Annotated in this window: 19 protein-coding genes; 9 read left to right on the top strand and 10 right to left on the bottom strand. The window is 51.0% G+C overall.

Going from position 1 to position 23,298, the window contains the following annotated elements; all coding sequences use genetic code 11:
• Position 1: 1 nt before the first annotated feature.
• The 8 genes from QZN53_RS01265 (at position 2) to QZN53_RS01230 (ending at position 11,355) form a co-directional block, all read left to right on the top strand.
• Entirely contained in the window at positions 2-475 is a 474-nt protein-coding gene (locus QZN53_RS01265; RefSeq protein WP_163436910.1) for a 4Fe-4S binding protein, read from the top strand.
• The gene (locus tag QZN53_RS01260) at positions 475-1,053 is read left to right on the top strand and encodes an NADH-quinone oxidoreductase subunit J (RefSeq protein ID WP_163436908.1); all 579 of its coding nucleotides are present in this window, start codon (positions 475-477) and stop codon (positions 1,051-1,053) included. Before QZN53_RS01265 ends, QZN53_RS01260 begins: the two co-directional genes overlap by 1 nt.
• Entirely contained in the window at positions 1,050-1,355 is a 306-nt protein-coding gene (gene nuoK / locus QZN53_RS01255) for an NADH-quinone oxidoreductase subunit NuoK (protein ID WP_072978262.1), read from the top strand. Before QZN53_RS01260 ends, nuoK begins: the two co-directional genes overlap by 4 nt.
• The gene (nuoL, locus tag QZN53_RS01250) at positions 1,348-3,303 is read left to right on the top strand and encodes an NADH-quinone oxidoreductase subunit L (RefSeq protein ID WP_163436906.1); all 1,956 of its coding nucleotides are present in this window, start codon (positions 1,348-1,350) and stop codon (positions 3,301-3,303) included. The genes nuoK and nuoL overlap by 8 nt, the downstream gene beginning before the upstream one ends.
• 14 nt (positions 3,304-3,317) lie before the next feature.
• Positions 3,318-4,823, top strand: a complete 1,506-nt coding sequence (locus QZN53_RS01245; protein WP_163436904.1) for a NuoM family protein — start codon at positions 3,318-3,320, stop codon at positions 4,821-4,823.
• On the top strand, positions 4,823-6,259 hold the full coding sequence (locus QZN53_RS01240; RefSeq protein ID WP_163436902.1) for an NADH-quinone oxidoreductase subunit N: 1,437 nt from the start codon (positions 4,823-4,825) through the stop codon (positions 6,257-6,259). The genes QZN53_RS01245 and QZN53_RS01240 overlap by 1 nt, the downstream gene beginning before the upstream one ends.
• A gap of 42 nt (positions 6,260-6,301) precedes the next feature.
• Positions 6,302-8,077 carry an FISUMP domain-containing protein gene (locus QZN53_RS01235; RefSeq protein ID WP_163436900.1) on the top strand — a complete coding sequence of 592 codons (1,776 nt, stop codon included), beginning with the start codon at positions 6,302-6,304 and terminating at the stop codon, positions 8,075-8,077.
• A gap of 140 nt (positions 8,078-8,217) precedes the next feature.
• Complete coding sequence (locus QZN53_RS01230; RefSeq protein ID WP_163436898.1) at positions 8,218-11,355, top strand: GH116 family glycosyl hydrolase; 3,138 nt, start codon at positions 8,218-8,220, stop codon at positions 11,353-11,355.
• 187 nt (positions 11,356-11,542) lie between these two features.
• On the opposite strand, the gene QZN53_RS01225 is transcribed toward QZN53_RS01230, so the two are convergent.
• The 3 genes from QZN53_RS01225 to QZN53_RS01215 are packed head-to-tail and all read right to left on the bottom strand — an operon-like array spanning position 11,543 to position 14,315.
• Positions 11,543-12,682, bottom strand: coding sequence for a hypothetical protein (locus tag QZN53_RS01225; RefSeq protein ID WP_163436896.1), 1,140 nt, complete (start codon positions 12,680-12,682; stop codon positions 11,543-11,545).
• A gap of 15 nt (positions 12,683-12,697) precedes the next feature.
• On the bottom strand, positions 12,698-13,489 hold the full coding sequence (locus QZN53_RS01220) for a hypothetical protein (protein ID WP_163436894.1): 792 nt from the start codon (positions 13,487-13,489) through the stop codon (positions 12,698-12,700).
• Positions 13,482-14,315 (bottom strand): TIGR02147 family protein, encoded by an 834-nt coding sequence (locus tag QZN53_RS01215; protein WP_163436892.1) that lies wholly within the window; start codon positions 14,313-14,315, stop codon positions 13,482-13,484. Before QZN53_RS01215 ends, QZN53_RS01220 begins: the two co-directional genes overlap by 8 nt.
• Positions 14,316-14,577: 262 nt before the next feature.
• Here QZN53_RS01215 and QZN53_RS01210 point away from each other — a divergent pair, with 262 nt between their 5' ends.
• Entirely contained in the window at positions 14,578-15,306 is a 729-nt protein-coding gene (locus QZN53_RS01210; RefSeq protein WP_163436890.1) for a hypothetical protein, read from the top strand.
• Between the two features lie 160 nt (positions 15,307-15,466).
• Here QZN53_RS01210 and tnpA read toward each other — a convergent pair whose 3' ends face one another.
• The 7 genes from tnpA to QZN53_RS01175 all read right to left on the bottom strand — a co-directional run bounded on the left by tnpA (position 15,467) and on the right by QZN53_RS01175 (position 23,297).
• Positions 15,467-15,904, bottom strand: a complete 438-nt coding sequence (tnpA, locus tag QZN53_RS01205; RefSeq protein WP_163436888.1) for an IS200/IS605 family transposase — start codon at positions 15,902-15,904, stop codon at positions 15,467-15,469.
• A 186-nt stretch (positions 15,905-16,090) separates the two neighbouring features.
• Positions 16,091-17,410, bottom strand: coding sequence for a hypothetical protein (locus QZN53_RS01200; RefSeq protein WP_163436886.1), 1,320 nt, complete (start codon positions 17,408-17,410; stop codon positions 16,091-16,093).
• Between the two features lie 123 nt (positions 17,411-17,533).
• On the bottom strand, positions 17,534-18,091 hold the full coding sequence (nrdG, locus tag QZN53_RS01195; protein WP_163436885.1) for an anaerobic ribonucleoside-triphosphate reductase activating protein: 558 nt from the start codon (positions 18,089-18,091) through the stop codon (positions 17,534-17,536).
• Position 18,092: 1 nt separating this feature from the next.
• Positions 18,093-18,239 carry an anaerobic ribonucleoside-triphosphate reductase gene (gene nrdD / locus QZN53_RS01190; RefSeq protein WP_163436883.1) on the bottom strand — a complete coding sequence of 49 codons (147 nt, stop codon included), beginning with the start codon at positions 18,237-18,239 and terminating at the stop codon, positions 18,093-18,095.
• Positions 18,240-18,265: 26 nt separating this feature from the next.
• Positions 18,266-20,596 (bottom strand): anaerobic ribonucleoside triphosphate reductase, encoded by a 2,331-nt coding sequence (locus QZN53_RS01185; protein ID WP_163436882.1) that lies wholly within the window; start codon positions 20,594-20,596, stop codon positions 18,266-18,268.
• A 411-nt stretch (positions 20,597-21,007) separates the two neighbouring features.
• Positions 21,008-21,778, bottom strand: coding sequence for an SIMPL domain-containing protein (locus QZN53_RS01180; RefSeq protein WP_163436880.1), 771 nt, complete (start codon positions 21,776-21,778; stop codon positions 21,008-21,010).
• Positions 21,779-21,803: 25 nt separating this feature from the next.
• The gene (locus QZN53_RS01175; protein ID WP_163436878.1) at positions 21,804-23,297 is read right to left on the bottom strand and encodes a sodium:solute symporter; all 1,494 of its coding nucleotides are present in this window, start codon (positions 23,295-23,297) and stop codon (positions 21,804-21,806) included.
• Between the last annotated feature and the right edge of the window lies 1 nt (position 23,298).

Raw genomic sequence — 23,298 nt, 5'->3', positions numbered from 1 at the left:
TATGCAAGAAAAACTTTCAACACGCCGATACATCAAGCGCTACCTGAAGCGCTGCATTACGGGCCCCTGGAGCCTGATTTGCGGCCTTTCCGTTTCGCTCAAGTATTTCTTTGACCCCAGACGCATCGTGACCGAGCAGTATCCTGAAAACAGGAAGACGCTCAAGATGCACGAACGTTACCGCGGTCGCCTCGAAATGATCGAAGATGCAGACGGCAACAACCACTGCACCGCTTGCGGCATGTGCGAACGCGCTTGCCCGAACGCTTCGATCAACGTGCTTTCGACCAAGAACATCGCCGGCAAGAAAGTGCTCGGCCGTTACGTTTACCACTTTGCGAGCTGCACCCAGTGCGGGCTCTGCGTAGAAGCCTGCCCGTTTGGCGCAATCCGCATGAGCCAGGCATTCGAAGTCGCCACGACCGACCCGAATACGCTCGAAATGATTCTTAATAAAAAGGAGGGCCAAGGCTAATGATCCAGAATCTGTTGGCTGGGCTTATCCCACAGAATATCGCTTTCCCTGTCGGGGGGATGGACATCGCGTTCTACGCGGTCGCCTTCATTATCCTCGTGACGGCAGTTTGCACGGTTGCAGTCAAGAACATTCTGCAGAGCGCCGTGTTCCTGATTTTCTCTTTCGTCGCCACCGCAATCCTTTACCTGCTCTTGCATGCGGAATTTACCGCACTTGCCCAGGTGATGGTCTATGTGGGCGGCGTCGTGATTTTTGTGGTGTTCACGATTCTCTTGACAAGCCGCCTCGGCGAAGACGCCTTCTCGGTCAAAATCCCGAGAATCTTTGCCGCATTCGCGCTCTCGATTATCTTTGTACTCGTGATGGTCAAGTGCCTGTTGCCCATCGAAGGACTTTCGAGCGGTGCAGTTGCTGCCCCCGAAGGCTACGCCTCGCTCAAGGCTTTCGCCTTTAGATTGCTCGGCTACGGCGAAGACGGATTCGTGATTCCGTTCGAAGTCGTGAGTATCCTTCTCTTGATGACCCTGATTTGTGCCATCACGATTGCCCGCAAAGGCAAGGAGGACGAAGAATGACTTTAATGAATTGCCTTATTCTCGCATTCTTGCTGTTTGGCATTGGCGTGTGGGGCTTAATGCGCCGCCGTCACTTGATTGGCATGCTGATTTCGATTGAACTCATGCTGAATGCAGCGAACATTAACTTTATTTCGTTTGCCTACTTTAGCGCGAGCGACTCGACCGCAGGCGCCCTGTTCAGCATTTTCGTGATTGCTGTAACCGCCTGCGAAATGGCAATTGCACTTGCCATTATCGTGTCGATGTACCGCCGCTATAAGAGTCTGGACGTAGAACAGTTGAGGGACCTCCATGATTAACGACGTTTCCATCAGCTATTTAATCTTCTTGATGCCGCTTTTGGTATTTGCGGTTAACGGACTCTTCCTGGGTCGCAAATCGGACAAGGCTGCCGCAGGCTTCGCCGTCATCGGCAACGGAATCGCGATGATTGCCGCCCTGATTGTGGCGGTTCACTACTTCAGTTCGACCTTTGCCCCGCAAAAAGCGGTTCTTTTCAATATTCCGTTCCTCAAGTTTGCAGATCATTTCGCCGCAAACATCGGACTTTTGATTGACCCGCTTTCGGTTATGATGCTCGTCGTGGTCACGGTGATTTCGTTCCTCGTGAACATCTACAGCATTGGCTACATGAAGGGCGACCGCAGTGCCGGCCGATTCTTCTCGATCCTTTCTCTATTCAGTTTCAGCATGCTGGGCCTCGTTGCCGCCACCAACATTTTCCAGATGTTCATTTTCTGGGAACTCGTGGGTGTATCCAGCTACTTGCTCATTGGTTTCTGGTATCACAAGCCCACAGCCGTAAGTGCTTCGAAGCAGGCCTTCATTCTCACCCGCTTTGCCGACAGTTTCTTCTTGCTCGGCATCGTGATTGTGAGCTATGTGGTGCAGAGTTTTGACTTCTTTGCCCTCAATGGTCTTACCTTGAGCGCTTTCAAGGATCAAACCATTGACTTGGGCCTGATGGTAGTCAGCAAGGCTGACGCGCTCGTCATCGGTTCTATTCTCATCTTTACGGGTGGCTGGGGCAAGTCGGCCATGTTCCCGATGCATATCTGGCTTCCGAACGCCATGGAAGGTCCGACTCCCGTATCTTCCATCATCCACAGTGCCACCATGGTGGTCGCGGGCGTTTACCTGGTAGCAAGACTCTTCCCGTTCTTCGCCGTCTGTGGCAACTCGCTCACGCTGATTATGTGGGTGGGCGCCTTCACGATGGTTTTTGCAGCCGTTATCGCCTGCACGCAGAAAGACATCAAGCGCATTCTCGCCTACTCGACGCTCTCGCAGCTAGGTTACATGATGTTTGCGCTTGGCGCTTGCAAAATCGGCGACGCCGTCATTACCACCGGCTGGACCGCATCTACCTTCCACATCTTTACGCACGCCTTCTTCAAGTGCGCCCTGTTCTTGATTGCAGGTAGCCTGATTCACCAGGTGCATACCAACGATTTGGACGCCATGGGCGGCCTCCGCAAGAAAATGCCGCTCACCTATTGGTGCAGCCTCATTTGCGTACTCGCCATTGCAGGCATTCCGCCGTTCTCCGGATTCTTCTCGAAGGACGAAATCATCTTGGTCGCCTTCCAGGGCCACCATTACGTGGTATTTGGCCTGGCCATTTTCACGAGCGGTCTTACCACCTTCTACATGTTCCGCATGTTCTTCCTCGCCTTCCATGGTACTCCGCGCTGCAAGTCCGTTGCCGAAGGCCATGTGCACGAAGACTTCTTCATGACGCTCCCGATTGTGATTCTTGCCGTGCCCGCCCTGTTGAGCGGTATCTTGGGCAAGGGACTCTTCGAACACTACTTTGTGCCGGGTAGGCTCCGCGTGCCGCAGCTCGTGATGCTCCCCCACGCCGAATGGATTCCGTATGTGGCGGTGGCCGTTGCCGCCGTTGCGCTTTTAATTGCCTGGTTCTTCTATGCAAGTCCGAAGGCAAAAATCGAACGCGCCCTCGACGCCACCAACCGCAGCTCGATTTACAAAGTGATTTATCACAAGTTCTACTTCGACGAAATGTACTACGCCGTAGTTCGCCAGTTCGTGATTGGCGGTATCGCCCGCGTAGCACGCTTTATTCAAGACTACATTATTGAAGGTATCCTCGCGTTCTGCGTCTGGTTTATCCACAAGTTGGGCGACCTCGTACGTTACGCGCAGGGAGGCAATTTGAGTTTCTACCTGGGCACCCTGATTGTTGGCGTTATATTGTGGCGTTTTTTGGGGCAGCTTCCGCTGTAAGGTAAGGTTTGAATATGGATTCTTTGCTTTTTAACTTAATCTGGATCATCCCGCTGTTTACAGTGCTTGTCTGCGCTCCGATTCCTTCACAGAAAGAATCGCTCCTCAAGACAATCCATGCATTCTCGGGCACCCTGGTGCTGCTGCTAGTCGGTTATTTGACTTACCGACTCTACACGCTCGGCGTGAATTCGGCAAGTGCAGATTCAGCCCCGCTCCTATTGCATTACTACATGGACATTCCTTGGATCCACACGCTCAACGCCCACTATTCTGTTGGCGCCGACGGCCTGAACATGTTCCTCTTGTTCCTCACGGCAGTCATCGTTTGGACCGGCATTTTGGTCAGCTGGAATATCAAGGGTAACCAGAAGGTATTCTTCGCACTCATCCAGTTGCTTGCCACAAGCGTTTACGGCGTGTTCATGAGCATGGACCTGGTGCTGTTCTTCGTATTCTACGAAATGGAAGCACTCTGCATGTACTTGATGATTGCAGGCTACGGTTCCGGCCGCAAGGACTACGGCGGTAAAAAACTGACGTTGACACTTGCGTTTGGTTCTTCGATGATTCTGGCAACGCTTTTCGGTCTCTATTTCGAAAGCGGAATCAACAGCTGGAGCATTGTAGAACTTTCCAAGATTACGCTCCCGATGGATTACCAGATGTGGGCATTCCCGCTCATGTTCATGGGCTTTGCCGTTTCGAGTTCCTTGTTCCCGTTCCACTTCTGGAGCCCGGATGGTCACTCGGCTGCTCCGACAGCGGTATCGATGCTTGCCGCCGGCGTCATGATGAAAATGGGCGCCTACGGATGCTTGCGCGTCGCCATGTTCCTGATGCCAGAAGCCGCCAAGATTTGGCTCCCCTATGTGGTGGCTCTCTTGATCTTTAACGTGGTGCTTGGTCCTTTCATTGCGCTTCGCCACAAAGACCTCAAGTACATTACAGCCTACAGTTCTATTAGCCACTTGGGCCTGATATTCCTCGGCCTTGCAGCGCTTACTCCGGTGGGTCTTCGCGGAGCATCCCTCCAGATGATTTCTCACGGATTCTTGACGGGACTCTTCTTCGCCACAATCGGTATGATTTACGAACGCACGCATACCCGCGACATTACTGAAATGGGCGGTATCATGCGCAAGCTCCCGTTCCTCGGCGTAGGATTCGTAATTGCCGGCTTTGCAGGCCTTGGCCTGCCTGGCTTCAGCGGATTCATTGCCGAAAGCAATATCTTTATCGGAGCATTCCAGCAAGATTCCACGCTGACACGCGTGGTGACCGTGCTTGCAATCCTTTCGATTACGACGACTGCCGTTTACATTCTGCAGACGGCAAACCGCATGTTGCACGGCAATATGCCCGCCAAGTACGAAACACTTACCGACGCTTGTTTCCGCGAAAAACTCGTGGTGGTTGTTCTTGTAGCATGTTTACTTTTGATCGGCGTTTTCCCCGGATGGATTGCAGACATGCTTGATCAAAGCATTGCCCCCATCTTTACCAAGATAGGTTTATAATGTTCAGCATTCCCAATTTTGTCATTCCCGATTTGCTGCTTCTGCTCTTCCCGTTCATCGTGATTGGAAGCAGGCTATTCTGTACAGACCGTTCCAAGGTTCCTTGGAGAATCGGAAACATCGGATTCATCCTGATTTTCATTCTGCTGAATCTGATTCCGCTTGCTAGCGGCGCCGGCAGGTTCTTCATTACCAACTGGCATATCGACGACTTTGGCGTTTTAATGCGCGAAGTGTTGATGGTGTCGGCCATTCTCGGCATCTGGCTTGCCAAGGACTACTTTGACCACAGCGGTGACGGCAAACCCGCTATGCACCAGATTGCAGAATTCATCGGTACCGTCGCATTCGCCACCTTCGGCGGATTCACGGTGGTTTCGGCCTGCGACATGCTCACGTTCTTCTTGGGCCTCGAAATCGCAACCATTCCGATGTACGCTCTTGCCGCCTGGAACAAGCGCGACCAATACGGTTCTGAAGCCGCGACCAAGTACATTCTGATGGGCTCTGTCGCGACCGCCTTCGAACTGTTCGGATTCAGCTACCTTTACGGTTTTGCCGGATCCATTCACTTTGAAGCGATTCAGCAAGCCGTCGCCGCAGGCACCTCTCCCCTGCTGTGGATCGCAGTGCTGTTCCTGTTCGCAGGCATTGGCTTTAAGCTCACGCTGTTCCCGTTCTACACTTGGGCACCCGATGTTTACGAAGGCGCTCCGACTCCGGTAACCGCCATTCTCTCGGTGACCTCGAAGGCTACCGCCATCGCATTCCTCGTGGTTCTCGTTTACGGCCCGTTGGCTCCGATTCAGGAACAGGTCGCCCCGTTCATAGCATTGCTTGCAGGTACCACGCTCTTTGTCGGTAACCTGGGCGCTTTAAAGCAGTTCAGACTCCGCCGCTTTATGGCCTACAGTTCGATTGCCCAGGCCGGCTACATCATGGTAGCACTCCTTGGCCCGGCAGCTACGGCAAAGACCGCTATCATTTACTACCTGTTCGTGTATGCGGTTTCGAACTACCTCGCCTTCTTTATCTTCGGCATTATCGGGCATCACCGCGAAGAAACGTTCAATTCTCTGCGTGGGCTTTCCAAGCAAAAGCCAATGCTTGCAATCGCTCTTGCTGTTGCCATGTTCAGCTTGGCAGGTATTCCGCCGCTTGCTGGTTTCTTCGGTAAGTTCCACCTGTTCTTCAGCGGAGCTTCTACCGGACATTACGGCATCGTGGCGTTTGCTGTCCTCAACAACGTGCTCGCGCTGTATTACTACTTGCAGCTGATCAAGAGCGCTTGGATTGACGAGACCGACGACCACCTGAATCCGCTCCGCATGACCAAGCGTCAGCGCGGTGTGATTGGACTTTTGACGGTTGCCGTGATTGTGCTGGGTGTACTGCCGTTCTTGAGCGACAACATTTTTGCTGGATTTACCTTCTAGCAAAATTCCAGCGCCTATTTTGGGGGCAATTAGGAGATTCTAATGAAAAAACTTGCATTTTTCACGTTTTCTCTTGCGGCCACATTTTATTTGGCCGCTTGTGAAGGCACAGGCAGTTCGGGAGCCGATGAACTTTTTGACGAAGATTCATCGATTTTCTCCTGTTCCTCCGAGTCGGATTCTTCGGAAGACTCATCAAAGTCCAGTTCTTCTAAAGGTTCCAGCAGCAGTCAAAAAGGCGACGACTCCATTAGTTCCAAAAACAGTTCTTCGAGCAACAAGGCCGAGTCCAGTTCTTCTTTATGGAGCAGTTCGTCAATATACCTATACAGTTCTTCCGTAAGCTTATCTAGTTCTTCTCAAAAAGTAGTATCGTCTTCTTCCGCCACATCATCAAGTTCCGAATATGTCGAAAAATGCTTCACCGAAGACGCATGGGAATTTCTGAACCCGACCCTTCCCTACGGCGAAATTACAGACAAGCGTGACGGACAAAAGTACAAGACCATCCGAATCGGAAACCAGACCTGGATGGCTCAGAACCTGAACTACTACCAAAACAGCGATAAAACGGGCGTTGTAGACAGCAGCGCGCAAGCCGTATTTGACAAATGCGGCGCTGTCGGCAGGCATTACCAATGGCAAGCGGCCATGAAACTCACGGATTGCGACAATCCGGAAAATTGCCCTGATTCCATAGAACATAGGCAGGGTATATGCCCCGAAGGGTTCCACATTCCCACCCGCAAGGAATACCAGGAACTATTTGATTACACTGGAATTACAGACAGCGCTTCATTTTTCTCATCTATCGCCGCACGAGTAAGCCTTAAAGAATGCTATTGCGGCTGGGATCTCCAAAACGTTATCGGCGGCGCATACAATGACATATACAGTGCCCATAATACGTCGGGATTTTCGCTAACAAGAGGTGAATACCTCTATTCACAGAGCAGCCGTTTGTACCCATCCAATCCTTCAAGTTATCGAGCCGGTTTAATGACAGCCGATGGCAATATGATCCTGTTTGATTCCGAAAAAAAGATCGACATCGCCTACAATAAAGCATCGGACTACTTTATTAATGTACGTTGCATTGAAGACGCCGAAAATCCAAGCCCAGCACCTGAACCTATCGTTTTTCCGAAATCGCAATACAGCGGAACCTACGGAACCCTCATTGACGAGCGAGACGGACAAAGTTACAAGACTGTCAAAATCGGCGATAAAGTATGGATGGCCGAAAACTTGAACTACGAATCTCCCCAGAGTGCCTGCTATGCATACAAAGAGGAAAACTGCAAAAAATACGGACGACTTTATTTTTGGTACGATGCAGTCGGAAAGACCTATAACGAATGCCGCGGAGGAGGTGCCGGATCCGACAGGAACTATTGCCAAAGTCTAAAGGCCCCGATTCAAGGCATTTGCCCAAGCGGTTGGCACATGCCCGACACATTTGAAATTCAGGCACTTGTAAAACAATTCATCATAGATTCTTCGATGTATATAGAAGACCTCTCCCGATATATGAGAGCGCCCACAGAATGGCTTGTAACCTCTGATTACGGAACTGACATATATGGATTTCATGCTATTCCCGGAGGTTCAAAAGAACAATACGGACCGTTCAAGGGTCTAAACGCAATCGCCAAATACTGGAGCATGAATGGCGCATTGATGCCTGCGGCACTAGTTATCTCCTTTAGCAGCGTACAAATAACAAACAGCAATTTATTTGCAAGTATGGTTTCAGAATGGTACTGGGGCGGCATGGAATCCGTACGATGCGTCATGGACGATTCCCCGTCAGAATAATCCCGTTTTTAATCCCTGGCTCAGCCGGGGATTTTTATTTCATTTTGTGTACACATTTTAGATATTCTTTTCGGCTTTCAGCCCTTACATTTTTTAATTTTATACCCGTAAAAATTTAACCCCAATTCATGGAATTGACTATGAGCATTAAAGATTACCTCGCCGGCGCCAAACAGGCCGGTTCCGTCCAGAAGCTGATGACCCCGGGCCTCGCCGTGGAATTTATCCAGCCCTGGTACACCCCGCTTTCTACGACCCCTTCTACCACGGGTATTGCTGTCGGCGGTATCGGCTCGACATTCACCGCAACACCTGCTGGCACCACCCCCGTAATGAACGTGATGCCGGGCGTGCAGGTTCGCACCGAAAAGCCCTCTGACCTCCGTTTCAACAACTTCTTCTTCCGCGAATCCGTAATCGACGCAAAGGCAGCTCTCGAAATTGCCGACTTCGCCGGCTTTACGCAGATGCTTGCCAAGTACCCGCTGGTGGACGCCAAGGGCGAAGCACTCTTCAGCGCCGCTGAACTTGCTAACCAGAAGAAGGCCGAAGCCAAGCTCAACAAGGCTATTGCCGAAAAGGATTTCTTCAAGAACAACGCTGCCGGCTTTGAACGCTGGCACATTGAATGGAGCGACCGCACCGCAGCTCTCTTGAACAAGGCTGGTGCCGAACTCAACCGCAGCGCCGTCATCGACTTTTTCAACGGTGTCGTTGGTGAAAAGGTTGTGCGCCAGGGCGCCCTCACCGCCGCATGGGCAAACGACAGCGAATTCTTGGGCCAGGCCGGTTACGATGCCGCCAAGATGCAGTACGCCGCACTCTATCCGGTGAGCGAAACCAAGTATGAAGGCAAGGGCGTGCAGATTACCAAGACCCAGTCCAGCTACGTGACTCCGGGTGACGAACGCCTTTCTAGCCTCCCGGTGAACGCTACCGTGTTCACTCTCGAAAATACCACCAAGGAAACCCGCGAAATCACCATCGTGCAGGTGCAGGACTGCATCGCCGGTTACATGGCCAAGAAGGACCGCCAGGGCGTTCAGGACTCCAGCTTTGTGCTCGTGCCGTCTGCACGTTTCCCGAAGGGCGTCAAGTTTAGCAAACAGGCTAACGACGGTCGCGAAGTCCGCGGTCTCGAATTCTACAACGAAAAGCCGCTGGCCGAAAGCGACTTCAACGGTTGCATGGGCGTGTCTGTCGCTTGGAACAAGAAGGACAACCTGAACGTTTCCGTGAAGCCGATGTTCTACCAGGATGACGCTGCCAGCGTGCTGAAGTGCGCACTCCGTAGCGGTCGCGTTTGCGAAGCCTGGGTCAAGAACGTTTACAGCGGCCGCGAAACGATGGCCGGTGCGGTAGCTGTTACCGCAGTTCTCAAGCCGAAGCAGAAGGTCAGCTTCCAATTCAACCTGGTGCTCGACTTCCCCGAAATCAAGCTGAACAAGCTTACTTCCGCCAAGAAATACACCGCATTCTTCCCCGAAGCTTATGGACGCGTGGGCGCCATCCTCGAAGAAGCTCTCGCCGCCGACAAGAACTTCGACGCTCGCCTCAAGGCATTCGAAGCCCTCGTCCCGAAGAAGGCCGTGGCCAAGCTCTACAAGACTGCTGCCAAGCAGGACGAATTCAAGAGCCTCGCTATCAACACCCTCAGCTTCCTCGCCGAAGCCACCGTGTGGGACAAGGATGACCGTTTCCTCGTCCGCGAATGCGCCGACTATCCGTTCTTCAACTCTCTGGACGTTTACTTCTACGGTAGCTTCAGCCTGATGGCTTTGATGCCGCGCCTCGACGGTGTGGTGATGAAGCGCTTCGGTGACGCAATTCTCGCCGTAAACGACAACCGTCGCCGTCACCACGAATATGTGAACCACCCGTTCGCCGACCTTCCGGACCCGAAACTCGAAGGCCCGCGCGCCGTACGTGGCGCCGTGATTCACGACCTCGGGAGCCCCTTCGACGCTGAACCCGATGCCTACGACTGGCACAACGTGAAGGAATGGAAGGATCTCGCCCCGAAGTATGTGCTGATGGTTCTCCGTCATTACGTGAAGACGCAGGACAAGCAGAACTTGCAGGATTGCAAGGAAGCTGTCTATGCCGCCATGCAGTACCTCGAAAAGATGGTGAACGAAGGCGAAAACTTCCCGCTCACCCACGGTACCGACGACACGTTCGACAACCTCTCCAGCCACGGCATTTCCGTGTACTGCGGCAGCCTCTGGATTGCAGGACTCCGCGCTGCAGCAAAGATTGCCGAAATCCTCGGCGACAAGGCTCAGGCCGACACTTGGAACGCCAAGGCCGACGCTGCCAATAAGGAATTCGACGAAGCCCTTTGGGACGAAGCCGAAGGCTACTACCACTTCTTCGTGACTCCGATGGAAGCGAAGGACGTTGTGGCCGACAAGCTCCCGCAGCTCGCCGACGCCATCAAGGAAACGCTCGTTATCGACGGCACCAACGTGAAGACAGCTCTCAAGACCATCAACGAATGGCTGAACGCAGGCGAAATCCCGAGCGACGTGGAACTTTCGAAGAATGAACTCCGCGGTCTCAAGAAGGCATGGCTCACCGCCCAGTGCAAGGACGCCTTTACCGCCAGCTGGAACGCAAAGATTGCAAACGACTGCGACGACGTATTCGCCGACACGATGCTCGCCGACACGTACCTGCGCCTGCTCGGCCTCAAGCCCATCAGCGACGAGAAGAAGGCCAAGGCCAACCTGCTCCGCGTTTTCAACACGAACTACAAGGCCAACAGCCCGCTCATCGGTGCCGCAAACCTTGTACGCAAGGACGGCTCTCCGCTCGACGAATTCAACTTCCAGGCTCACGACGTGTGGATTGGCATTCAGTACAGCATTATGTGCGCCATGATGCACCACGGCCTCGAAAAGCAGGCTGCCGACATGGGCGATTCCATGATTCGCAACCTCTACGAAGAAGCCCGCATCCCGTTCGCCGCACCGGAAGGATTCAACGGCTCCTGCCGCCTGCACCCGGAAGCTCTGGTGAAGGCATTTGGCCTCAGCGCTACCGCCGCCGAGAAGATGCACAAGGAACTCCTGAAGAAGGGCGCCCTCCTTGCCGACAGCCGCATCAGCCCGAAGCTCCCGCGCAACCTGCCCGCCTTTACGAAGGCTTTCGGCAGCATCGCCAAGGCCAACAAGGTTGAAGCAAGTGCGCTGTTCATGCTGCTCCACAGCACAGCACTGAAGTACACCGCCGGTAAGTACTTCCGCCCCGGCATGGTGTTCGCTCTTCTATATTAGTATGCTCCGCTCCAGAGGTGAGCTCGTCTCGCTCACATGGCCTTGGCCTTTGGCCAACGAATGTTCGCTCAACGACTTACCTCTTTCGCCTACGCTATACTAATAAGCCCCGTTTTTCCGGGAATAAAAGAAATTAAAACAAGTGCTCCAATGGGAGCACCTGTTTTTCGTGAGTAGCAAGGAGTAATTACCCTTTCCAATTAGGATCAACCACATACCGGATCTCATTGACCCAGTACAGAACATCCTTGAACTTGACGTATCGGGCAGTTGCATTTTCCGGTTCAATCAGGAATTCGATTTTATCAAAGTTGCAAATGCACTTGGTTACACTGGTTGCATCGTAATAGTCAAGCATCAAGGTATCGCCGACCATCTTCTGAGAAACCTTCGCGTCAATTCCGCAATAGTCCGTCACATTTTCCAAAGTCAAGACAGTTTCGCCGTTCATGTAAGTAATCTGCCTTGCTTCGAGGCGTTCGGTAGCGGCAGACTTTGCAACTGGCTTGGCGGCAAGATCATCATTCATGCATTTACCTCTTTCAAACCCCTTCAATTCCAAATCCGTCGGGGTCGATTCAGGAACACTATCTTGTGTGACAGGAATAGAATCCCGCGGTTCCTGTTCATCAGGTGGAAACGCCTTAACAATTTCCATTCTGTAGCCATAATCACCGCCTTTAACGGCAACTAATATCGTGGCATTGATGAATGCAGGATCAGCCTTCACCTTAAAAATCAGTCGGGAATCACACATGCAATCCGGTTCGGCATTGACTGTATCAAGCGCAGCCTGTTCCATATAAAGGGTATCACCGGACGCCGAAAGGTAGATGTTTCCGACAATCGGTTGGCGAATTATACTTTTTGTTCCGCTAATAGACCTACAATTCATCGAAACATTCTCGACAACGACCGTCGCCGAATCGTCTCCGTCTTCATAACCCAAATAGGCTACAGGAGGCAAGGTCGCATCCATCATAGGGTCCACCTTTTTATCGAGGCACGTTCCAAAGATATCGTTAATCTGCTGTACGGTTTCTTCTTGCGAAGAAGACGAACGATCGATACAACAAGTCTGGCTCGACATGTGAATATCAAAGCTCGAAGACGACAACTCCGAAGACGAACTCTGTTCCTCGTTAGAAGAAGGTCCCTGCTCCTCGCTAGAGGAAGACTCCTCCACCGCGGAACTATTGTTCCCTGTCACGGGCGCTTCAGGCGCCGTGCCCGAAGACGAATCATCGCCGCAAGCAAGTAAGCCAAACGAGAGTGTCATCGCAGCCGCAACAGAGACGACTGTTGCAAAAATCGAATTCTTTTTCATGATTTCCTCCTTTAATTATTTTCCTAGCGGAATTGCCCTTTGATTATCGAAGACTGCAGAATCAATGCCAGGGTAGAACTGGTCCATTTTGAATCCGGCATCTACCACACAGAAACAGCCATAATCCAAGCCCTTGCTCCGACTAAAAGCAGCATACAACGTATTCCCATCAAGGCCTACTATTGCGCCAGATTCGTTGACATCATTCAAGAATGAAGTCCGTTGTTCTTCGTCGCAAGGAACATCGAATTGGACATTTTCAAACTGAATCACTTCTGAATTTCCATCCATGTAGAAGCGAGCCGAAGGAGGTTCGATTTCGGGGTCGACAACGGGAATATCGTTTTTATTATAGAGTGAATAATCCTTGCACTGCAAACTGAAATCCTCTGTATGGACGCGAAGATTATGGTATTCCGACGAAGAGCTTCGGCCATCAACTTCTTCCGACGAAGAAGACACAGGTATCGGATCCGGCACAAGGTCTTTATCTTCAATCGAACTGCTGCTCATGTTCTTCGGCCCCACCTGTGAGGAACTAGAACTTGACAAGACAGATTTTTGAGACGAGCTGGATTTGGCAACGGAATCCTCAATGGCTTCGGACGAACTGGACCCGCCCACATTCTTTTCACCTGCGGACGAACTTGTTACTATCGGATTCACATCCGGAACGCTTTCGGAAGAGCTGCTAACCTCGGCAATGGAATTTGGATCAATCGTCCCGCCGGCCACGTTATCGCTGGAACAGGCCTCCATGAAAATGGAGAATATGAAACTGACGGCTAGTGCAAACTTCTTAAGCATGGTGCACCTCTTTAACTTTGTCCGTTACCGGGAAAAACTGGAAATTGATTCTACAAACCTGATCCTGGTCGTTGTATTCGTTCGCAATCGCAAGCACTTTTCTGCAGCAGGCGTCAAGCTCTTTTGCAATCCTTTCACGAGCCTCCTGATTCACGCTGAGCGTGACGCCCGTAAAATGGCGCTCGTTTACGGAATAGCGGTCTACGGCGCGGGCGGCCATGCTCGCCATCTCTTTATGCATGGCACGTATTGCTATAGGCAGCGCCTCTTGCGAACCGATTACGGTCTGCTCCGTCTGCGAATAGACCTTTTCGCCGTCCTTTTTCAGGAACCCGGCCTTCACCAAGAAATTCAATACATCGCGCACTTCTTCGGCGGACACATGTTCCTTGCATACATCAGCGATGTCGCGAGGGGTCGCTCCCGGCATCATCGGAATGAGTTCCCTCAAAACCGGATACTTCCAGGATTCATAATACTGGAAGGCATCACCATCGACCACGCGCACCTTGTGTTCCAACGCAATCCTCTGCATTTCGAGGAGAGCCGCCTTCTTGGCCTCGTCTTTATCCGCGTTGCAGAACAAGACCATTTCGCGGAAATAATCCGCCTCGTAGCCGACAAGCCCCATCGCCTTCGCCACATCGTCTATTTTGACCTTGCTGAGCTTACTCTGGCCCATGCACACGAGCTTCAAGAAATTCGGCGAGGTAAAACCAGCACTCTTGCAGAACTCGCGCCACGAAAACGCACCGAGACGCTTGCGTTCGTCGTAATAGTCCTGCATAAAGAGGTGATAGTCTTTGTATTCAAGTACCGATTTCATACTAAGGAATATATCTTTTTTCTGGGTTACAGTCAACAATTTTATTATACAAAAATACGGAATTTTACACAAAATAGGCAATTTTCACAATAATCAACAATCTAAAATCACATAAATTATACAAACCGTATAATACACCCCCGAAAACGTATAATGAAGCATTTTTGTTTAAAAAGACAATGAAATCTTTAAAAATCGTCCTAAAATTTGTATATTGTTCGTTACAAATTAATATTTGGGAACTTAAAAAGGAGAGAACAGGATGAAAAAAGCGTTCTTAAGCGCATCCATGATTTCCATGGCCATTTTGGGCGGTTGCGGCGATTCCGATTCTGGATCCGCTACCTCTTCTGCACCGATGCCCGACGGCGTCGTAAAGACCATTGCCGAATTAGGAAAATGCAACTCTTCTACAAAGGACGACATTATGCAGGTGCTCGCCGACGGCAGCTTCTACCGTTGCGTGGATGGCGAATGGATTTCCCTCGGCTGGGAAAAGGAACTCACGAAATCCTCCAGCAGCACCTCTTCCAAAGACGTAAGCTCCAGTTCGAAAAAGCCCATCTTCAATGAAGACGATGCCATCGAAACGCCCAAGAGTTCCTCTTCAATCGAAGAATCCAGCTCCAGCGAAGAAGAGGAAAGTTCTTCTTCCGAAATAGAAGAAGAATCCAGTTCCAGCGAAGAAATAGAAAGTTCCTCTTCCGAAGCCGAAGAAGAATCTAGCTCCAGCGAAGAAGAAATCGAAAGTTCCTCTTCCGAAGACGAAGAGCTCTCCAGCTCCAGCGAAGAAGAAGAAAGCTCTTCTTCCGAAGCCGAAGAACTCTCCAGCTCCAGCGAAGAGGAAGAAGAAAGCTCTTCTTCCGAAGACGAAGAGCTCTCCAGCTCCAGCGAAGAAGAAGAAAGCTCCTCCTCCGAGGAAGAACTCTCCAGCTCTAGCGAAGAAGATGAAGGAGAAAGTTCTTCTTCGTTTGAAATTGACGACAATTAATTTCGCCTAATTTTTTTTCTGCAAGTTCTTAAAAAGTGACCCGCCGGCGTAGCCGGCGGTTCTTCATATACGGGCATAGCCCTAGGATACTAGCAACGCGTCTCACGCGTTGACGGTCTGGCACTGGCGTACGGTCCCTACCGGCATGCCCGCAAGCGGGCTACAGTTTACCCATCATGGTCAGTTGCTCCCCAAATCGGTCTTCATCCAGTTGATGACGAATGTAGTTCGCTATCTTGACTGCATTTTTTCCTGCCGTGTCAACATAGTAACCACGACACCAAAACTCCCTGTTTTTGTATTTAAACTTTAGTTCGGGAAACCGTTCGTACAACTGCACACTACTCTTCCCTTTCAAGAAACCTACCACGCTGGACACGGCGAACTTGGGCGGTATTTCCAGCAGCATATGAACATGGTCCGGACATACCTCCGCCTCGATTATCGTGATTTTCTTCCATTCACACAGTGACCGGAGGATTTTCCCTATTTCTTGGCGTTTCTCCCCGTAAAAGACCTTCCTCCTGAATTTCGGAGCGAAAACTATGTGGTATTTGCAATTCCAACTCGTATGAGCTAATGTTTGTATATTTTCCATTGAATTTCATCCTTTGGTTTTATTGTTATGCAGTTGTCAGGCCGCATCTCAATTATAACCAAAGGACTTTTTTTCAGTATCGCTAAAGCTTATTTGGAACCACCTGCCTAGCAGGTGGTTTTCGTTATACAAATAAAAAACCACCGGATTTTCCGGTGGTTTTCTTGTATCTATAATTCTTGATTACTACAGATCGTCTTCGAATTCTTCTTCAGGTTCAATGTCAGACTCGATGGTATACTTCACCGTCTTTGCACCTTCGATGTCGGCTTCGACGCCATCGGAGTTCACCGGGAGCACAATGAAGTAGAGCGTCTTGACCTTGGAGCCGTAGTTGTCAAGGTCGACTCTGTAGTAGGTCGAGCTCGTGTAAGTCAGGTAGGCGAAGTCGTTGTCGAGGTTCGTCTTGGAGTAGATGTTGTAACGAGTGGCGTCATCGGATTCATCCCAAGAGAGACGTGCATAGTAAGTGTAGTCCGGATCCTGGGCAATCATGAGGCCTTTGACATTTTCGGGCTTGCCAGCGCTAGAAGAACCACCGCCCACCACGAAGGTCGCGTTCACCGGGGCATAAGCGCCATCGACAGAGTAAACCGTTGCACGCACAGCGTAAGAAGCATCCTTAGTCCACTTGCCCGTATACGGGGAAACTGTAACCGTACGCTTGTCCTTGCTCAAGGAAGTAGAGATTAAGACATTGGTACCACCCTTGGTGACACTCCAATGAGAGGTGTTCACGGAATCGGCATCCAATTCTGCAGCGAAGGTGAACGTGAGGTCAGAACCCACATCAACGCTGTTCGTATTGTCATCAATTTTCACGATCTGAGCGGAGCTCTTCACGAGGCTGATCGAAGCAACGTTAATGACGTCGCCAGCGCGCATCGAAGCGCCGCCCACGAGTCTGATATCGCTACCTGCATAGGTCTTGGACTTGATCTGTTCCTGGCCCACGGAGATCTGCACTTCAACGCCTTCCGGAAGCTTGTCGAACGAGTATTCACCATTTTCGCTAGTCTTGGTGGTCAGTTCGCACGGAACGAATTCCTTCGGCAGGTTAGCATAGACCGTCACGCCAGAAGCACCGTTCGTCTTGCCCTTGTCGTCGGTGAACAGAACGATGCCCTTAGCCTTTACGCCGGCCTTGTACATCGGAACAGTCTGAATGACATCGCCCACGCGAGGAACGTCGCCCTGGCCCTGTTCAGCAAGATTCACGAGAGCATGAACCGTGGCATAGCCATCCTTGGAAATCTGGTAGCTGTGATCGCCCAGAGTCTGATTCTTCCACACGGAAAGGCCCAGAGAGTCCGCAATAACAGCCTTGTCGTCAACAACGGAATAAACGGTCACGCCAGAAAGGGCTGCGCCAGAATGGTTGTCCACGACCTTGATTGTAATGGTGCCTTCGGCCTTTGCATCGTCGTTGATGTTAGTGACAGTGCTATCGCAAGCCGCAAGGAAAGCCGCAACGGCGGCAAAAGAAAATGCATATTTAAGCTGCATTTGTCCTCCTCTATAAAATTAATGCAAACAAAATATAACAAACAAGATATATAATGTCAACAATGCTTTACACAAAAAAAACTGCCCCATCCGGAGCAGTTTCCACATTCAAAAAGAGAGATTTTAAGCCATTACCAAATCAGGGCGGACTTTCATTTCGTCCAGTTGAATCTGGTGAAGAACCACATGACCTTCGACCAAACTTTGCTGCACATCGATTATGCGCTGGTTCGTAGAGCCCCTGAACTTGATTTCAAGCGATTTTTTCGCCATAATGAAGGGGCCGTCGATCAAAATATCGGCAAAAGTCAACAGTTCGAACATGTCCGGGCGTTCGGGCGCAAGATCCATAAGGCGTTCGTAGGTATAACCGGTGAAAATCACCAAGTTGAGCCCACGTTCCTTGATTTCTCGCGCAAGCGGAATCAAGGCTGCCGCCTGGTCCATCGGGTCTCCACCACTGAACGTGATACCGTCAAGCAGCGGATTTTCCTCGATCATTTCGAGGATTTCATCGATATCAATAAAATGACCCCCGTTGAAATCGTGGGTCTGCGGATTCTGACACCCGGGACAATTATGGTGACAACCTTGGGTAAAGATTGTCATACGGATTCCGGGACCGTCCACGAACGATTCGGGTTCGATTCCGGCAATCCGCAAGCGAGGGTATTCGTCCATATTATACGCCGTGCTTCACGCGATCGTTCACTTCGGCACGCTTGGCGTTGTTGAAGCGATCGACGGTACCGACCAGGTAACCCGTGATGCGGCGGATACGTTCGAATCCGATTCCTTCACCGTATTTGTTCAGTTCCTTATCAGACATTTGATTCTCCTTACTAGAAATTTTAATTAGCGGATACCCTTGAATGCAGGCATACCCGGATAAAGTCTACGCAGTTCTTTCAACTTTTCTTCGGAAATGGCGTGGCCTTCGCTACGTCCGCAACGCGGGCAGCAGTCACCGATCACACCTACGAATCCGCAAACCGGATCGCGGTCCACCGGGTGGTTGATGGAACCATAACCGATACCCACCTTTGCCATGTGCTTCACGATCTTTTCGAATGCGTCCAAGTTCTGCGTCGGGTCGCCATCGAGTTCGACATAGCTGATGTGGCCGGCATTGGTGAGTGCGTGGTACGGGGCTTCCAAAGAAAGCTTCTTGAATGCCGAAATCTTGTAGTACACCGGAACATGGAAGGAGTTGGTGTAGTAATCGCGGTCGGTAACGCCCGGGATAATGCCAAACTTCTTCTTGTCCATGCGCACGAAGCGGCCAGACAGGCCTTCGGCAGGGGTTGCCAAAAGGCTGAAGTTAAGGCCCAGGCGCTTGGATTCGTTGTCGCAGAATTCGCGCATGTGGCCGATAATCTTGAGGCCGAGCTGCTGGGATTCTTCGGATTCACCGTGGTGTTTGCCAGTCAGCATGACCAAGGTTTCCGCAAGACCGATAAAGCCGATCGAAAGCGTACCATGCTTGATCACTTCGCCCACGGTATCTTCCCAGCCGAGCTTGTCGGAATCGATCCACACGCCCTGTCCCATGAGGAACGGGAAGTTCTTGACCTTGCGGCGGCTCTGGACGGCAAAGCGTTCCATGAGCTGGTCGCTCACAAGCTGCATCATGCGGTCAAGTTCCTTGAAGAACAAATCCACAGACTTCATCTTGATGGCGATACGCGGCAGGTTGATAGACGTAAAGCTCAAGTTGCCACGACCGTACGAGATTTCGCGAGTCGGGTCATAATTATTGCCGATCACGCGGGTACGGCAACCCATGTACGAAATTTCAGTTTCGGGATGCCCCGGCTTGTAATACTGCAGGTTGTACGGAGCGTCCTGGAAGCTGAAATTCGGGAACAGACGCTTTGCACTCACGCGGCAAGCGAGCTTGAACAAGTCGTAGTTCGGTTCGCCTTCGTTCAAGTTGATACCGCTCTTCACGCGGAAAATCTGAATCGGGAAGATAGCCGTTTCACCACCGCCGAGGCCTTCTTCAGTCGTGAGAAGCAAATTCTTCATGACCATGCGGGCTTCGGGTTCGGTGCACATACCATAGTTGATGCTGGAGAACGGAGTCTGGGCACCGGCGCGGCTGTGCATGGAGTTCAGGTTGTGAACGAAAGCTTCCATAGCCTGGAAGGTAGCCTTGTCGGTTTCTTCGTAGGCCATCTTTTCGGCAAACTTCTGTGCATTCTTGGTCACTTCTTCGCCATAGGTCTTGGACAATTCGCGGGCTTCGGCTTCCTGGAACTTTTCGTTCGGAACAAGCGTTGCCACCATGTCCATTTCGGCCATTTCGGTGTGAAGTTTCTTTACCACCGGCTGGATTTCTTCTTCGGTCTTGCCCGTGAGAAGAATGAGAGCCTTGACCATGTTGGAAAGGTAAGCCTTGCGGTAAGTGATACGCACGCCGTCAGCCATGGCGTAGTCAAAGTTCGGAATAGACTGACCACCATGCTGGTCGTTCTGGTTAGACTGAATAGCGATAGCGGCCAAAGCGGCGTAGCTACGGATATCCTTGGGTTCACGCAGATGACCGTGACCGGTATTGAAGCCGTTCTTGAAAAGCTTCTTGAGGTCGATTTGGCAGCAGGTCATGGTAAGGGAATAGAAATCCAAATCGTGAATATGGATATCGCCTTCCATGTGGGCGCGGCTGTGCTCAGGCTTGAGCATCATCATGGTGTAGAAATGCTTTGCGGATTCGGAACCATACTTGAGCATGGTACCCATGGCGGTATCGCCATCGATGTTTGCGTTTTCACGCTTGAGGTCGGATTCCTTGGCAGAGCTGAAGGTAATGTCGCGGAGCGTATGCATGAGGCGAGTGTTGACTTCGCGCACGCGGGTACGTTCGGCACGGTACAGGATGTAGCTCTTGGCGGTATCGGCATAACCACCTTCGGTAAGAGCCTTTTCGACAGCGTCCTGGATTTCTTCGATTTCGGGAACATTCTTGCCCTCGGATTCAAGGCGGCCCACCACATCGGCAGACACCTTGAGGGCCGTGCTCGTGAGCACGTCATCGTTTCCCAACAAATTCAACTGACTTTGAGCGGCCTTGATCTGTTCGTCAAGTTCGCCCGAGGCGCGGAATGCCTTGACAATGGCGTCGACAATCTTTTCAATGTTGAACGGCATCTCACGGCCGTCGCGCTTCCTTACAGAAACTATCATCTACCAATCCTTGCTGCCCGGCGAATCAGCCCCCAACAGCGGTTTTACGGGCGAAACTCGTATCGAGCATATTTTTTTCTTTCAATTCCGGTACTTACTATATCTTGTGTCTCAAAAGAAGCTCGAAGCACAAGATATGGAAAACAATATAACAAATGTATGTGTCATTGGAAGACATTTTTCAAAAAAATAACGCTTTTTATGTAAATTTAAGCTTACAAAAGTCAACTTATCAACATTCCCGAAAAAGGGCTTTAAAAGCAATTTTCTACAAAGTAAGCAAAATAAAAGCTAACGCCTTTATTTATAAGCAGTTAGCGAATTTTACCCTTTCGGATACTTATCAACACAAAAATAAAAGTTTTTTATAAACTACGTCTTGACAAACAAGGACCTTGTGACTAGCCCGTATTATTGGAGCAATTCTACCACCAAATGAACCGATGCAGAGATGCTTACGGAGTCCGCGATAGACGAAAGAAGGGCGTCTTCGCTATAGTCGTTGAACTTGGCTGCCCCCAGGACTTGCCGTCCGTGCATAAGGTCGCTACCGCCGTTTTCACTGACCGAGATTACCTTGCCAAGTTTGCCGCCAACGCTTTCGGCGTAGCTTTCCGCCTTGCTCAAGGCCTTCTTGCCTACAGAAAGGATAATTTCTTTGCGCAGAGAATCTTCGCTTTGGAGGCGTGCCGAAGTACGATCGATTTCAACATCGAGTTCTGCAGAAAGGACAGCTACTGCAGCAGCGGCCACAGATCTTGAAGAACAACGGATTGCAAAGGACTGGCTCACCACATAGCCGGTAAGGCTGCGAGTTCCCTTGTCGTAGGACCATTCCTTACGCATGTCGACACTATTCTGTTCGATATCGGAATTCAGGATATCGAGTTTATTCATTTGTTCAAAAATCGCCTGGCGACGGGTTTCAAGCTGCTTGTAGAGAAGTTCCTTGTCGCGGCCGCGCAATTCAAGCATGGCAAACGTCACGAATTCGTTCGCCTGATACTTGCGGGATTCCGAAGCAGACACCTTTACCGTAGACATCTGCGCATCGCTTACTACAGACGGAACCTTCAAGGATTTCGGCATCGCATTCTGCATTGCATTTTGATTGTTGGTCGTAAGCAGCAAGAAGCCAAGCAATACGACTAGCAAGACAAGCCCCAATGTTACTTTGTTCATAACTTACCCCTAGTTATCTTGAAACTTATTTTCGGACCTTCAACAGGTTTGTAACCGCATTCACAAGCAAGGCGACTACAATCGTCGTCGTCATGCTAATAAAGGGCATCCAAGGCCAGCTAAAGATTCCACCCAATACAGCCGGCACTCCAAAAGCCGGTATTCCCTGAACAAGAATCAAACTGCACATGCCGCAAATCACGGCAACGACAACGGCACAGCCGCGGAGTTTACCTGCCCCTGTACCGAAGACTTTATCGGCATAGAACGCAAGTACGAACATACCGAGAAGCGGGCCCGTGAAAAGGCCTGTAAAGAAGAGCGCATTCTTAAGAAGACTCCCCTGCTGCGTTGCGGCAAACAAGGCAAAGAAAACACCCAGCACGCCCCAGACCACCGTCCAAATCTTGGCACGCTTGAGGCCACCGATTCCGGCGTTTTCGTCCCAGTTCAAGAAGTCGCGTTCCGACGTATTACCAAGCGAATTGATAGCACCCGAAAGGCTACTCATGGCAGCCGCACAGATAGCCGCCACAATCAAGCCCGTCACACCCACCGGAAGTCCATTGACAATAAAATAGGGGAACACGTCGTTCTGGCCCAAGCCTTCAGGAAGTGCTGCCACATGGGCCTTCTGGTAATAAACATAGAGAGCGGCGCCCACCCAGTAGAACAAGATGGAAACGGCACAGCCAAGCACCATCGAAAGAATGCTCGAACGGTTCGCGGCCTTCACATCTTTACAGCTCAAGTAGCGCTGCACAAACTGCTGGTCGCAACCGCGAATCGCAATTTCAAGAATCGCATAGGCAAAGCCCGCCGACACAAGTGTGCGAGCATTCGAAATATCCATCGAGGCATCCCACCACTTGGTCTTGCCCGCTTCGCTAGCAAGGGTCGCCATTTCGCCAAAGCCGCCGACCGCATTCGAAATGAGAAACAGCACCAGCACGCCACCACCAAAGAACACCACGAACTGCATCACGTCAGTCCAAATGACCGCCTTGATGCCGCCGAACCAAGTGTAGAATATGGCCACCGCCGCCGACACGATAATCGCAAGTTTCAAGTCGATATGCAGAATCTGCGCAAGCACCAGTGACGGTGCAAACAAGAGGATTCCCGTACGGAGCAGCAAGTGCAAGCAATAGAATATGGCGGCAAGCCTGCGCACCGGGCGGGAGAATCGGACTTCGAAAAGTTCATAGGCGCTGTTAATGCCAGAAGTCCGGAACTTGGGAATAAAGACAAGTCCCACCACCACAATGCTAATGAAGGCGCCAATCTGGAACATGAGGAACGTCATGTTGTCGCCATAAACATCGGCAGGCGCGCCCAAGAACGTTGTGGCACTGACAGACGTTGCAATAAGGCTAATGCCTACGGCCACCCACGGGATGGAGCCGCCGCCCAGCATGTACTCTTTAAGATTCTTATTACCGCGCGAGACAAACAAGCCGATCGCGATTGAGAGTAACAAGTATGCGACTAAGACAATCCAATCGAGCGCGGTAAACATG

It is taken from the genome of uncultured Fibrobacter sp. (assembly GCF_900316465.1).
GTDB lineage: Bacteria > Fibrobacterota > Fibrobacteria > Fibrobacterales > Fibrobacteraceae > Fibrobacter.
This window is presented reverse-complemented; position numbering and strand designations above follow the sequence as displayed.

Coding starts and splice junctions, on each gene's coding strand:
- QZN53_RS01265 (WP_163436910.1), top strand. CDS start 2: ATGCAAGAAAAACTTTCAACACGCCGATACATCAAGCGCTACCTGAAG.
- QZN53_RS01225 (WP_163436896.1), bottom strand. CDS start 12,682: ATGAAAAAGAATTCGATTTTTGCAACAGTCGTCTCTGTTGCGGCTGCG.
- QZN53_RS01215 (WP_163436892.1), bottom strand. CDS start 14,315: ATGAAATCGGTACTTGAATACAAAGACTATCACCTCTTTATGCAGGAC.
- tnpA (WP_163436888.1), bottom strand. CDS start 15,904: ATGGAAAATATACAAACATTAGCTCATACGAGTTGGAATTGCAAATAC.
- QZN53_RS01235 (WP_163436900.1), top strand. CDS start 6,302: ATGAAAAAACTTGCATTTTTCACGTTTTCTCTTGCGGCCACATTTTAT.
- QZN53_RS01200 (WP_163436886.1), bottom strand. CDS start 17,410: ATGCAGCTTAAATATGCATTTTCTTTTGCCGCCGTTGCGGCTTTCCTT.
- nuoK (WP_072978262.1), top strand. CDS start 1,050: ATGACTTTAATGAATTGCCTTATTCTCGCATTCTTGCTGTTTGGCATT.
- QZN53_RS01240 (WP_163436902.1), top strand. CDS start 4,823: ATGTTCAGCATTCCCAATTTTGTCATTCCCGATTTGCTGCTTCTGCTC.
- QZN53_RS01245 (WP_163436904.1), top strand. CDS start 3,318: ATGGATTCTTTGCTTTTTAACTTAATCTGGATCATCCCGCTGTTTACA.
- QZN53_RS01230 (WP_163436898.1), top strand. CDS start 8,218: ATGAGCATTAAAGATTACCTCGCCGGCGCCAAACAGGCCGGTTCCGTC.
- QZN53_RS01210 (WP_163436890.1), top strand. CDS start 14,578: ATGAAAAAAGCGTTCTTAAGCGCATCCATGATTTCCATGGCCATTTTG.
- nuoL (WP_163436906.1), top strand. CDS start 1,348: ATGATTAACGACGTTTCCATCAGCTATTTAATCTTCTTGATGCCGCTT.
- QZN53_RS01180 (WP_163436880.1), bottom strand. CDS start 21,778: ATGAACAAAGTAACATTGGGGCTTGTCTTGCTAGTCGTATTGCTTGGC.
- QZN53_RS01260 (WP_163436908.1), top strand. CDS start 475: ATGATCCAGAATCTGTTGGCTGGGCTTATCCCACAGAATATCGCTTTC.
- QZN53_RS01220 (WP_163436894.1), bottom strand. CDS start 13,489: ATGCTTAAGAAGTTTGCACTAGCCGTCAGTTTCATATTCTCCATTTTC.
- QZN53_RS01185 (WP_163436882.1), bottom strand. CDS start 20,596: ATGATAGTTTCTGTAAGGAAGCGCGACGGCCGTGAGATGCCGTTCAAC.
- nrdG (WP_163436885.1), bottom strand. CDS start 18,091: ATGGACGAATACCCTCGCTTGCGGATTGCCGGAATCGAACCCGAATCG.
- QZN53_RS01175 (WP_163436878.1), bottom strand. CDS start 23,297: ATGTTTACCGCGCTCGATTGGATTGTCTTAGTCGCATACTTGTTACTC.
- nrdD (WP_163436883.1), bottom strand. CDS start 18,239: ATGTCTGATAAGGAACTGAACAAATACGGTGAAGGAATCGGATTCGAA.